This is a genomic window from Xaviernesmea rhizosphaerae (assembly GCF_001938945.1).
Taxonomy (GTDB): domain Bacteria; phylum Pseudomonadota; class Alphaproteobacteria; order Rhizobiales; family Rhizobiaceae; genus Xaviernesmea; species Xaviernesmea rhizosphaerae.
Window position 1 is genome coordinate 158,471 of sequence record NZ_MKIO01000033.1, and the last position, 12,075, is coordinate 170,545.

A 12,075-nucleotide genomic window follows, 5' to 3' on the forward strand; every position below is an offset into this window, starting at 1 on the left:
ATGCGGTCGGCCAGACTGGCAATTGGTCGGCCGCCAGCCCGGTGGAATGTAGGCGATGACTGTTTCCGCTGACGATTTACTGCGCGGTGTCAGCCCCCACCCCCAGGCCCAGCCGCTCCAGCAGACCCGGCAGGGCGGTGATATCGACGAGGCAATGGTCGCTTGCCGCCGCCAGCGAGGCGGGCGAGCCGGTGCCGGTGAGCACGGCCACGGTCAGGCCCACGCCGGCTGCCCGGCCCATATGCAGATCGTGATTGTTGTCGCCCACCACCGCCACCGATTCCGGCTTGAGGCCCGTGGCGGCGCAGAAGGCCAGCACCATTCCCGGCTCCGGCTTGATGCCGTAGCCGGAATCATAGCCCGCGACAAAATCCAGATCGCCGGCAAAGCCGAAGCGGCGGGCGGTCTCGCGGATCGAGGCTTCGTTGTCGGAGGAGGCGACGCCGAGCCGGTAGCCCTGCGCCTTGAGGAGGGCGAAAAACGGCGCGAGCTCGGTCACCGGCACGGCGGCTGCCGCGGCTTCCTCGAACAGGCCGTCGAATTCGGCAGTCAGCGCTTCCACGGCAAATGGCGCGCCAGCCTTGACCATGCCCTCGGCGATTTCCCGGGTGCTGCCCGCGGCCAGAAGACTGTCCGGCAGGACATGGCCGCTCTCCGGGTCCATGCCGCAGGCCTTGAGCAGACGATCGGCGAGCGCCGGGTCGTCGCGCGCGGCCAGCCGCGCGATCCTGTAATTGACCGGTACCCAGCTGCGGGCATAATCGAGCAGCGTGCCGTCCTTGTCGAACAGGATGCCGGCGATCGGCGTGCGGTCGTCCTCTTTCTTCACCGTGCCGGCCTCCGCCCCGCCTGCACTTCCCATGTCCGTCTTCGCGCTGTCCGGCTGTACGTCGCTCATCGATCCGCCCCGCTTCTGTCCTGTGCCCATCCTGATCCCGGGCCTTTGCGATGCCCGCAGGCCGCGGCCTTCTCAGGCATCGCCATGCGGCTGCAGCCGGGCCTTCACGCTCAAGGGGTTGATATAGGGTTCTAGCCCGCGAATGGTCGCCGACAGCGCGCCGCGCATTTCATGCACGGTCTGCTGCCCGGCATCGATCATCTGGTGGCGGACATCCTCGTTGACGAGCAGATAGTTGACGCCCTTGGCCAGCATCTCGACATCGCGCACGATCTTGGCGCTGCCGTTCTTGGCCAGCATCTGATAGGTCTCGCGGAAATTCTGGACATTGCCGCCCGAGAGAATGGCGCAGCCGAGCATGGCCGGCTCGATCGGGTTCTGCCCGCCTTCGGCGGTGAGCGAGCGGCCGACGAAGGCCACTTCGGTCAGGCGGAGATAGAGGCCCATCTCGCCGATCGTATCGCCCAGAAACACATCCACATCGGTATTCAGAGGATCGCGCCGCGTGCGCCGGGCCACCTTGAGCCCGCGCTGGGTCAGCATGGCCTCGATCGCATCGGCCCGCTCGGGATGGCGCGGCACGATGATGCTCAGAAGATCGGTGCGCGGCTTCAGCGCCGCATGGACAACGGCGGCCGCCGCCTCCTCGCCGTCGAAGGTGGAGATCGCTGCCCAGGTGCGGCGGCTGCCCAGTTGCTGGCGATAGGTGCCAAGTGAGCCCTTGTCGTAAGGCGGCAGATCAGTATCGACCTTGAGATTGCCCGAGACCAGCACCGGCAGCGCGCCGAGTGCGCGGAAGCGTTCCGCATCGACTTCCGACTGCGCGATGACGAGCGCGAGATTCTCGAACAGCGCCTCTGCCAGCCACAGCCGCTTCTTCCAGCGGGCGAAGGAGCGGTCCGACAGGCGGCCATTGACCAGAACCTGGGGAATATGCCGCCGGCCGAGCTCGACGATGGTCATCGGCCAGATTTCCGACTCGGCGATGATCGCGAGATCCGGCTCCCAGTAATCGAGGAAGCGGCTGACCGCCGGCTTGAAGTCCATCGGCACATATTGATGGATGATGGAGGCATCGAGCCGCTCGGAGACCAGCTTGGCGGAGGTCGTCGTGCCCGTGGTCACCACCACGGCGATGCCACGGGCGCGGATTTCCTTGATCAGCGGAATGACCGCATTGGTCTCGCCGACGCTGGCGGCATGGAACCAGACCAGCGGCCCCTGCGGTCGCGGTACGCTGGCAAAGCCGTAGCGTTCGTCGCGACGCCTGGAATCCTCGCGCCCCTTGGCCGCGCGCATGGCCAGATAGGCGCCCATGAAGGGATAGGCGACCGCCCCAGCCCAGCGATAGGTCGAAAGCGCCAGCCGCGCGAGGGGGCGGTTGCTCATCCGTGCCGCGCTCCGGAAAAGGCGAAGAACTCGCCGCAGGAAGGATGCAGGGCCGCCGCCGGGCGAACGGCCTTGCGTGGTTGAGCCGGCCGCCAGGCGGCGCGCAGCGGCTGCGTCACGCCTGGTTGGGATCCAGGAGCCGATGCATGTGGACGATGAAATAGCGCATATGCGCATTGTCGACCGTCTGCTGCGCCTTGGCCTTCCAGGCCGTCAGCGCCGTCTCGTAATTGGGGAAGATGCCGACGATATCGAGCTTGGAGAGATCGCGGAATTCGACCTCCGTCAGCGTCGTCAGCTCGCCACCGAAGACGAGATGCAACAATTGTTTCTTTTCGGAGCTGTTGGGCATATCGGACCGTCCATGTGGCATTCAAGTCACAGGTGATGTGCGGCATCGCAGCAGAAAGGTCAATGCCCCTTGTCGGCCGCCGCCATCATGTCCCCAGCTGCGGCATCTGGCCGAGACCCGTCGCCGCCAACATCCGCTGCGCCGCGAGCGAGCCCGCCAGCAGCATGCCGTGGGACACGCTTTCCCTGTTGTAGACCAGCGGCTGGCCGCTCAGATCCACCAGCGCGCCACCGGCGCGCGCGAGGATCAGATCGGCCGCCGCCAGATCCCAGTCATGGGCGTTCTTCTTGACAACCGTGGCATCAATGCGGCCATCGGCGATCATCGCCAGCCGGTAGGCGAGCGAGGGAACATGGGAGACACGGTGGATCAGCCGGCGCGCCGGCTCCGGCAGACGGGCGAGCACATCCTCCGGCAGCGCCACGGCCAGCGGCCGCTCCTCAGCCGGCCCCGGCGCCTTCAGCACCGCACCGTCGAGCAGCGCCGGTCCTTCGGCCGTGGCCTGATAGAGCTGGCGCAGTGCGGGCGCCACGAGCACGCCGGCCACCGGTCGGCCGCGATGCACGACCGCGACGCTGACGCACCACACATCCTTGCCGGCGATGAAGGCGCGGGTGCCGTCGATCGGATCGACGACGAACAGCGTCTCGCAGCGCAGCCGGGCCGGATCGTCATCCGTCTCTTCCGACAGCCAGCCATAATTCGGCCGGGCGACCAGCAGCTTTTCCTTCAGAACGTCATTGGCGGCATAATCCGCCTCGCTGACCGGCGAGCGGTCCTCGCTCTTGAAGCGCACCTTCGGATTGGCGCCGAAAAACCCGAGCGCCGTTGCACCGGCAGCTTGCGCCGCCTCGGTGATCAGATCGAGATCGGCGCGCCAGATATCCTCTGCCTGCCGGCTTCCCGGCGTCTTCTTTTCCGCGTCTTCGTGCACGGTAGATCCTTTCGCTTGCCCGTCCTTCCGCTCACGCGCCGGCTATCCGGTCAAAACAGGGCGGCACGGGCTCTGATAGTCTGTCCAATCATCGCCGTTGGCCGCCTGCAAATGGCAATTCTTGAACAGACTATGAGGCCTTATCGGCCCGCAAGCGTCATGCCCTCGATGGCGAGCGTCGGGGCGGCGGTGCCGAAGGCGCGGTCGACATCATCGGCCAGCGTGATCGCCATCAGCATCTCCTTGAGGTTGGAGGCAATCGTCACCTCCGACACGGGATAGGCGATCTCGCCATTCTCGATCCAGAAGCCGCTCGCCCCGCGGCTATACTCGCCGGTGAGCAGGTTGGCGCCGTTGCCGATCAACTCGGTGACGTAGAAGCCGGTTCCCACCTGGCGGATCAGTTCCTGCGGCGAAATCGTGCCGGGCTCGATGGCGAAATTGGTCGAGGCCGCCCCGACCGTCGGCCCGCTGCGCACGCCGCGGCCATTGGTGGGCAGGCCGATCTCGCGGCCGATGGCCGACGACAGGAACCAATGGTTCAGCACCCCGTCCTCCACCATGACCAGCGGGCCGCCGGCGACACCTTCGCCATCGAAGGGCCGCGAGGCAGGCCCCCGCACGACCAGCGGATTGTCGGTGATGCGGATGCCCCTGGCCATGATCTGCTCGCCCATGCGGTCGCGCAGGAAGGTGGTCTTGCGGGCGACCGAACCGCCATTGATGGCGCCGGCGATCTGGCTGGCGAGCCCACGCGACATGCGCGGATCGAAGACGACGGTAACGTTCTTCTGCGTCGGCACCTGGCGCGGCGACAGGCGCCTGACCGCGCGCTCGCCCGCCAGCTGGCCGATCTCATCCGGCGATTTCAGCTCGGCATGGTAGAGCTTGCTGTCATAGTCGTAATCGCGCTCCATCTTCGTGCCCTCGCCGGCAATGGCGCTCACCGACACGCCGAATCGCGTGCCGAGATAGCTGCCGGAAAAGCCGTGGGAGGTGACGAGGACCAGGCCGCCCGCGCCGGCAGAAGCTCCGGCCCCGCTGGAATTGGTGACGCCGGGAACGGCGAGCGCCGCCGCCTCCGCCGCCAGCGCGGCCTCGGTCAGCGCCGCCGAGGAGACTTCGGTGGCATCGTAAAGCTGGAGATCGGCAATGGTGCGGGCAAGCGCCTCGGGCGCGGCAAGACCGGCATAGGGATCCTCCGGCGAGGCCTTGGCCATGGCCACGGCTCGCTCGGCCAGCGTCTGCAGGTCGAAGCCCGGATTGGCGGAGACGCTGGCGACCTGCCGGCCAATGAAGACGCGCAGCGAGAAATCGTCGCTCTCGGACGATTCGGTCGCCTCCACCTTGCCCAGCCGCACGGAGACGGAGCGGGAGCGCCCGCGCACCACCACGGCATCCGCCTGATCGGCGCCGGCTTTCAGCGCGCGCTCCACCAGTTCGCGGGCACGGGCTTCGAGCGTACCGGAATCGATCTCTGCGGACATGATTTCGCCTTTCATTCGGATCTTGTTCCCATTTATTGTGCGGGTGGAACCGCATCAAGACCATAAACCCATTCTTGATCCGGCCGTCGCCGCCCGAAGCACGCCGCGAAGCCATCGTTTTGCGCCGCGTGCTCCGGGTCTCGTCTCAACCTGTCAACGCCTGCCGACCCCGCGACATCGCCGCGTGGCTCTGCGCGAACGGTCTCGCGGAGCCGGCCACAGATTGCCTGAGGACCTCCATGTCGAACACCCATGCCCTCACCTCGCAGGCCCTGCTCTTGCTCGGCGGCGCCGTGGTGGCCGCACCGATCTTCAAGCGGCTGGGGCTCGGCACGGTGCTTGGCTATCTCGCCGCCGGCATTCTGATCGGCCCTTTCCTGCACCTGATCTCCGGCGGCGAGGAAATCCTCGGCGTGGCGGAGCTTGGTGTCGTCTTCCTGCTTTTCGTCATCGGGCTCGAACTCAATCTCGGCCGGCTCTGGCAGATGCGGCGCGATATTTTCGGCCTGGGCACGGCGCAGGTGCTGGTCACCGGCGGCATCCTCTCCGCGCTGATCTACGAGGTCGGCCTGTTTGCCTGGCAGGGCAGCGTCATCACCGGCTTCGGCCTGGCCCTGTCCTCCACCGCCTTCGCCCTGCAGATCCTCGAGGAACACAGCGACAACAACACCCGCTACGGCCAGCGCGCCTTCTCCATCCTGCTGCTGCAGGATCTGGCGATCGTGCCGCTTCTGGCGCTGATCCCGTTGCTGGCCCTGCAGAAGCCGGAGGATACGACCCCGCCCTATCAGGACTTCGCCGTCGCCATCGGCGCCGTTCTCGTTCTGGTGGCGGCCGGCCGCTACATCATCAATCCGCTGTTCCAGATTCTCGCGCGCACCGGCGCGCGCGAGGTGATGATCGCGGCCGCGCTGCTGATCGTTCTCGGCGCGGCCACGCTGATGCAGCTGGCCGGCATGTCCATGGCCATGGGTGCCTTCCTGGCCGGCGTGCTTCTGGCCGAATCCTCCTATCGCCATGAGCTTGAGGCGGATATCGAGCCGTTCCGCGGGCTTCTGCTCGCTCTGTTTTTCATGGCCGTCGGCCTGTCGCTTGACATTGAGGTGCTGATCGAGCATCCGCTGCTGATCCTGCTGTCGGTGCCGCTCCTGATGCTGGTCAAGGCGGTGGTGCTCTACCTCCTCTGCCGGCTCACCGGCTCCACGCATAATGACGCCGTGCGCATCGGCCTGCTTTTGCCGCAGGGCGGCGAATTCGGCTTCGTGCTGTTCAGCGCGGCGGCCGCCGCGGGCGTGATGCGCCAGACGGACGCCTCGATCCTCGTCGCAGTGGTCACGCTCTCCATGGCGCTGACCCCTGCCGCCGCCATGCTGGCGCGGTTTCTGATGGCGGAAACCGCCAAGGAGGATGAGGAGATCGAGGAGAATTTCGAAGGCGCGGGCGCCGATGTGCTGATGATCGGCTTCTCCCGCTTCGGCCAGATCGCCGCGCAGATCCTGCTGGCCGGCGGGCGCGAGGTCACCGTGATCGACCATTCCGCCGCCCGCGTGCAGCAGGCGGCGACCTTCGGCTTCCGCATCTATTTCGGCGACGGCACCCGCAGCGACGTGCTGCGCGCTGCCGGCATCGAACGGGCGAAGATCGTCGCCATCTGCACCCATCAGGTGGAGATGACCGACAAGATCATCGACCTCGTCCAGTCGGAATTTCCCAATGCACGCATCTATGCCCGCGCCTATGACCGGGTGCACACCCTGTCCCTGCGCGCCCGCGGCGTCGATTACGAGCTGCGCGAGACCTTCGAATCGGGCCTGCTCTTCGGCCGGCGTACGCTGGAAGGCCTCGGCATCAGCGAGGCGCAGGCGGAAGCCATCGGCGACGACATCCGCCGACGCGACGAGGACCGCCTGGCCCTGCAGGCGGTGGACGGCATCATGGCCGGTCGCCACATGCTGCTGCACGAGCCGGTCAAGCCGGAACCGCTGATCAAGCCGAAGCGCGATCTTGTGCCGACCCTCGATCCAGACGAGGATATCTCCGCTCCCGTCGCCCAGGCGGCGGGTTCTTGAGGCAGAGCAGCAGAAACGAGCGTCCCGGCAAAGTGCAGAGAGAGGCGCAGGCAGAACTTCAAGCAAAAGGGAACGGCAATCATGGTGCACACGTCCTCCGCCTTCGGCGGTGAAAAGCAGATCGGCTGGCAGATTGCCGCCCCCGGCGAGACGGGTTTCAAGTCTGACCCCGCGCCTCGGTTCGATGCGCTGGCACAGGATGGAGGGCTGTCGGGGGTGCATGGCGTCGTCGCCTTGCTGGGCGGTCGGATCGTGTTTGAACGCTATATCGACGGCACCGATATGCGCTGGGGGCAGCCGCTGGGACATGTCGAGTTCCAGCCTGAAACGTTGCATGACATCCGTTCCGTGACCAAAAGCATTATCGGCCTGCTTTACGGCATCGCGCTGACGAAGGGCTGCGTTCCCGAGCCTGACGAACCCCTTGTCACACTCTTTCCCGAATATGCCGATCTTGGGCGTGATCCTGAACGCAAACGCCTCACCGTCCGGCATGCGCTCACCATGACGCTGGGGATGGAATGGAATGAAGACGCCCCCTATACCAGCTCCGCCAACAGCGAGATCGCCATGGAGCAGGCGGCGGACCGCTATCGCTTCATCCTGGATCGCCCAATCCTCGCTGAACCCGGCAGGGGCTGGATTTACAGCGGCGGCGCAGTTGCTCTCTTGGGAAAGATCATTGAGCGCGGCACTGGCCAAAGTCTGCCGGACTTTGCACGAGACACGCTGTTCACCCCTCTCGGCATCGAGGCCATGGAATGGATCGAGGGTCAGGACGGTGAAGCGTCGGCAGCATCGGGTCTGCGCCTCTCGCCTCGCTCCTTGGCGCGCATTGGCCAGATGATCTTGCAGGGCGGCCAATGGGGCGGCAACAGGATCATTCCAGAAGCGTGGCTCGACCAGAGCTTCCGACCTGCCGCCATGGTCGATATCGGCTGGCCCGGAATGCGTTACGGCTATCTCTGGTATCTGGGCGAAGAAGCCATAACGGACAGGACGGGAACCTATGGCGAGCGCTTTGTCGCCGCGCTCGGCAATGGCGGGCAGCGCCTGTTCGTCTTCCCAGGCTTCGATTTCGTCCTGGCAATCACCTGCGGCAATTACAATCTGCCGGATCAGTGGCGGGCACCTGCGGCACTTTTATACAAGGTCTTCCTGCCCAGCCTGACACAGAGGTAATGCTGGCGCGTCAGCCCCGCCTGCCCTTTGCCCATTCCTCCAGCTCCGCCTCCAGCGCCCGTTTGAAGCTGTCCTTCACCGGCTCGCTGCGGGCAAGAATCTCCTGCGCTTTCAGGAAATCGAGCACGCGGAAGCGGCCGACGTCGGGGCGCAGCATCAGGGTCGGCGGGCTGGTGCGGCTCTTCATGCCGATGATCGCCTGCATCATCAGCTGGGTGGCGCCGAACATAACGTCCATCCGACCGGGCACAGTGGTGCCGTCGCCTTCCGGCCCGCCGACGACATCAACGCCGATGACGATGTCGGCCCTGTCCGCCAGCCGGTCGAAGGGCACGGGGTTGACGATGCCGCCATCGATCATCACCCGCCCCTCCACACGCACGGGCAGGAACACGCCGGGAATGGCGGCCGAAGCGGCAATGGCCAGGCGCAGGTCGCCGGCTGTCAGCTCCGTTTCGCTCTGCGCATAATAGTCCGTTGCGATGATGGTTAGCGGGATCGACAGATCCTCGAAGCGCCGGGGAATGGCCTCGGGCAGGAAGCCGTCGAGCACGCGCTCCAGCGAATAGGGACCGAGGCCGAAGCTGCCCATGCGCATTTCGGCGAGGCTGGTCGGGCGCAGCTTCCACAGCCGGGCGATCACATCCGCTCGGCGGCCAACGGTGGCGAGCGCCACCGCGCGGATCTCCGCCCCGCCCATGCCCGAAGCCATGGCCGCGCCCATGATCGCGCCGATGGAGGAGCCGGCGATCGCCGCCGGCCTCAGGCCCAACTCGTCAAGCGCCTCGATCACATGAATATGCGCCAGCCCCCGCGCGCCGCCGCCGCCAAGGGCAAGACCGATGCGTGGTTCGGCGCGCAGCGAAGCGCCGTTATCCTGCAGGCCGGGCAGAGAGTGGCTCGGCATGGGGCAGGCTCCTTCTGCGAAGACCTCTCGAAAGCGGGCTCAGGGAGCCTGCTTGCGGAAGCGGTAGAAATGCATGCGCGTGTCGCCGAAGATGCGCACCTCGATGGGTGCGAAGGCTTCGGGCAGCATCGGCAGCACGTCGGCGCGCTCTTCCAAGATCGCCAGCGCGCCATCGACCAGCCAATTGCCTTTGAGCGCCGCCGTGAGCGCCTTTTCGCCAAGGCCCTGGCCATAGGGCGGGTCGGCGAAGACGAAGTCGAAAGGCTCCAGCGTGCCGATGGGTCCGAGATCGGTGGCGTCGCGGCGATAGATGCGTGTGTGGCCGGTCAGTCCCAGCGCCTCGATATTGGTGCGCAGGAGGCCGCGGCCCTCTGCACTCAGCTCGACGAAATGGGCGTAGCGGCAGCCGCGCGAGATGGCTTCCAGCCCGACGGCGCCGGTGCCGGCGAACAGCTCGAGCATCCGGGTGCCGTCGATCGCCTCGCTATAGGCATGGGCGAGGATATTGAACAGGCTTTCGCGCGTGCGGTCGGAGGTCGGACGGATCGTGTCCGTCTTCGGCCCCTCGAGCGCGCGCCCGCGAAACGTGCCGCCGACAATGCGCATGCCGGCTTAGCCCTTGCGCCCGCGCGGAGCGCCACCCGGCTTGCCGCCGCCGGGACGACCGCCACCGGGACGGCCCCCACCAGGCTTGCCGCCAAAGGACTTGCCGCCGCCCGGCCTGCTTCCACCGGGTTTGCTTCCACCCGGCTTGCCGCCAAAGGATTTCTCGCCGAAGGACTTGCCACCGGAGGCGCCGTCGCTCTTGCGGCCGAAGGGCTTCTGCGCGCCGGAGCGCGGCTTGCCGTCCTCGGCCCCGAAGCGGCCGCCGGGCTTGCCCGTGCGGTTGAAGGGCCGATCCCCCGAGGGCCGATCGCCGGAGCTGCGCTCGCCATACGGCTTGTCGCCGAAGGAACGCGGCTTGCGCTCGCCGCCGAAATCACGCCCGCCGCCGTCGCGCGAACCGCCATCGCGGTTCGGCCGATCCCGGCCGCCGAAACTGCGTTCGCCGCGCTCGCCCTGGTCCCGGTCACCCCGGTCACGGCCGCCAAAATCGCGGGCCGGACGGTCGCCGCGCTCGAAGCGCGGGGCGCCCTCGTCGCGGTCCCGGCCACGGCCGCGTCCGCCAAAGCCTTCATCGGCCGGCTTGTTCTCGGCGCGGATCCACTCGCCCTCTTCGTCGCGGGCTTTCAGGATGCGCGGGCCGGTGGGGGCAGGTTTGCGCCCGCCAAAGCCTGCGGCGCCCTTGCTGTCGGGATCGAACTTGCGCGTGCCGGCCGACTTGGCGCCCTCGGCGGTGCGGCCGAAGCGCTTGCCGCGCGGCACGTCGTCGCGCCGCAGCGGACGGTCGCCCGCCTCGTCCTCGGCGCCGCCCTTTTCCGTAACCGGGCGCGCGCCCGGCGCCATCCAGACGTTCGAACGCCGGCTCTGGCTCAGCGGCTCGCGCTTGGGCTTGCGCGCCGGCTTGTCACCGCCACGATCTCCACGGTCCCCACGATCTCCACGATCGCCGAAGGAGGGCTTGGTATCGAGACGGGCGAGCAGGCGCTCACGCCGCTCCACCGGCTTTTCCCAGCGGGTGTTCTCGGGCTCGGGCTTCTCGGCCTTTTCCGGCGCGCCGTGGTCGAACAGCGGCGCCTCGAAATTCGCCTTGGCCTCCTCGATCAGGCGCGGGCCGAGCTGGTCGCGCAGCGTGCGGCCGCGAATTTCCTGCACCTCGCCTTCCGGCAAGTCGCCGAGCTGGAACGGGCCGTAGGACACACGGATCAGCCGGTTCACGTCGAGGCCGAGCGCGCCGAGCACGTTCTTGATCTCGCGGTTCTTGCCTTCGCGCAGGCCCATGCTGATCCAGACGTTGGAGCCCTGGACTTTGTCCAGCGTCGCGTCGATCGAGCCGTAGAGCACGCCATCGACGGCGATGCCGTCCTTCAGCGTGTCGAGCTGGGCCTGCTCGATCGTGCCATGGGCGCGCACGCGGTAGCGGCGCAGCCAGCCCGTGGTCGGCAGCTCCAGCACGCGGGCGAGGCCCCCGTCATTGGTGAGCAGCAGAAGGCCTTCGGTGTTGATGTCGAGCCGGCCGATGGACAGCACGCGCGGCAGGTCGTCCGGCAGCCGGTCGAACACGGTCGGGCGTCCCTCGGGGTCGGAATTGGTGGTCACCAGCCCGGCGGGCTTGTGGTAGATCCACAGGCGCGTGCGCTCCGGCCCGCGCACCGGCTGGCCGTCCACCTCGATCTCGTCGGCGAGCGTCACATTGACCACGGGGCTTTCCAGGAGAACGCCGTTCAGCCGCACGCGGCCTTCCATGATCATCCGCTCGATGTCGCGGCGCGAGGCCACGCCAGCGCGGGCCAGCACCTTGGAAATGCGCTTGGGCTCTTCCGCCCCGACGCTTGCGCCCTCGGCCGAGCCGACGCGCGCCTTGGGCGCCGCATCCCTGTCGCGGGCCGAGGCGGTCTTCGCGCCCGAAGGCTTGCCGGCGAAGGAGCGCTCGCCGCGCTCGCCACCCTTGCCGGCAAAGCCGCCGGCAGAGCTCTTGGCGCGGAAGGGTCTCGCCTCGCCGCCAGCATCGGCCTCGTCGCGCTTGCCCTTGAAGCCGCCGCTCTTGAAACCGCCGCCTTTGAAGCCGCCACCCTTGAACTCACCGGACTTGCCGCCCGATTTCGCTCCGGAGGCGCCGCCGGCGCTCTTGCTGAATTTGCTGCCCGAAGGCCCGCGCGCACCGGCTGGCTTGCCGCCCGGGCGCTGCGGCTTGTCATTCTTGGTCATTTGTCTTGCCTATCGTTTGACGCTCTCCTATCAGGTCGCAACCGGCGGG

General features: G+C 67.2%; 10 protein-coding genes. 2 read left to right on the top strand and 8 right to left on the bottom strand.

Annotation, left to right across the window (positions count from 1 at the left end; genetic code table 11):
• Positions 1-76: 76 nt before the first annotated feature.
• The 5 genes from BJF92_RS15855 to BJF92_RS15875 form a co-directional block, all read right to left on the bottom strand.
• Positions 77-862, bottom strand: a complete 786-nt coding sequence (locus BJF92_RS15855; RefSeq protein WP_075635790.1) for an HAD family hydrolase — start codon at positions 860-862, stop codon at positions 77-79.
• A gap of 108 nt (positions 863-970) precedes the next feature.
• A complete protein-coding gene (waaA, locus tag BJF92_RS15860) occupies positions 971-2,287 on the bottom strand; it encodes a lipid IV(A) 3-deoxy-D-manno-octulosonic acid transferase (RefSeq protein WP_075635722.1) in 1,317 nt (438 codons plus the stop codon).
• Positions 2,288-2,402: 115 nt separating this feature from the next.
• A complete protein-coding gene (locus BJF92_RS15865; RefSeq protein WP_075635723.1) occupies positions 2,403-2,639 on the bottom strand; it encodes a DUF4170 domain-containing protein in 237 nt (78 codons plus the stop codon).
• A gap of 85 nt (positions 2,640-2,724) precedes the next feature.
• Positions 2,725-3,573, bottom strand: a complete 849-nt coding sequence (locus tag BJF92_RS15870; RefSeq protein ID WP_425356474.1) for a 3'(2'),5'-bisphosphate nucleotidase CysQ — start codon at positions 3,571-3,573, stop codon at positions 2,725-2,727.
• Positions 3,574-3,713: 140 nt separating this feature from the next.
• Positions 3,714-5,060 (bottom strand): TldD/PmbA family protein, encoded by a 1,347-nt coding sequence (locus BJF92_RS15875; RefSeq protein ID WP_075635792.1) that lies wholly within the window; start codon positions 5,058-5,060, stop codon positions 3,714-3,716.
• Positions 5,061-5,299: 239 nt separating this feature from the next.
• Here BJF92_RS15875 and BJF92_RS15880 point away from each other — a divergent pair, with 239 nt between their 5' ends.
• Together BJF92_RS15880 and BJF92_RS15885 are read left to right on the top strand one after the other, a co-directional pair.
• Positions 5,300-7,129 (top strand): monovalent cation:proton antiporter-2 (CPA2) family protein, encoded by a 1,830-nt coding sequence (locus tag BJF92_RS15880; protein ID WP_075635724.1) that lies wholly within the window; start codon positions 5,300-5,302, stop codon positions 7,127-7,129.
• Between the two features lie 81 nt (positions 7,130-7,210).
• Positions 7,211-8,311, top strand: a complete 1,101-nt coding sequence (locus BJF92_RS15885; protein WP_078058107.1) for a serine hydrolase domain-containing protein — start codon at positions 7,211-7,213, stop codon at positions 8,309-8,311.
• 10 nt (positions 8,312-8,321) lie between these two features.
• Here the strand turns inward: BJF92_RS15885 and BJF92_RS15890 are convergent, their stop codons facing one another.
• Genes BJF92_RS15890 through BJF92_RS15900 form a run of 3 tightly spaced genes read right to left on the bottom strand, consistent with a single transcriptional unit; the run spans position 8,322 to position 12,026 of the window.
• Positions 8,322-9,218 (bottom strand): patatin-like phospholipase family protein, encoded by an 897-nt coding sequence (locus BJF92_RS15890; protein ID WP_075635725.1) that lies wholly within the window; start codon positions 9,216-9,218, stop codon positions 8,322-8,324.
• A gap of 39 nt (positions 9,219-9,257) precedes the next feature.
• A complete protein-coding gene (gene rsmD, locus BJF92_RS15895) occupies positions 9,258-9,824 on the bottom strand; it encodes a 16S rRNA (guanine(966)-N(2))-methyltransferase RsmD (RefSeq protein ID WP_075635726.1) in 567 nt (188 codons plus the stop codon).
• A 6-nt stretch (positions 9,825-9,830) separates the two neighbouring features.
• Entirely contained in the window at positions 9,831-12,026 is a 2,196-nt protein-coding gene (locus BJF92_RS15900) for a pseudouridine synthase (RefSeq protein ID WP_078058110.1), read from the bottom strand.
• Positions 12,027-12,075: the final 49 nt, after the last annotated feature.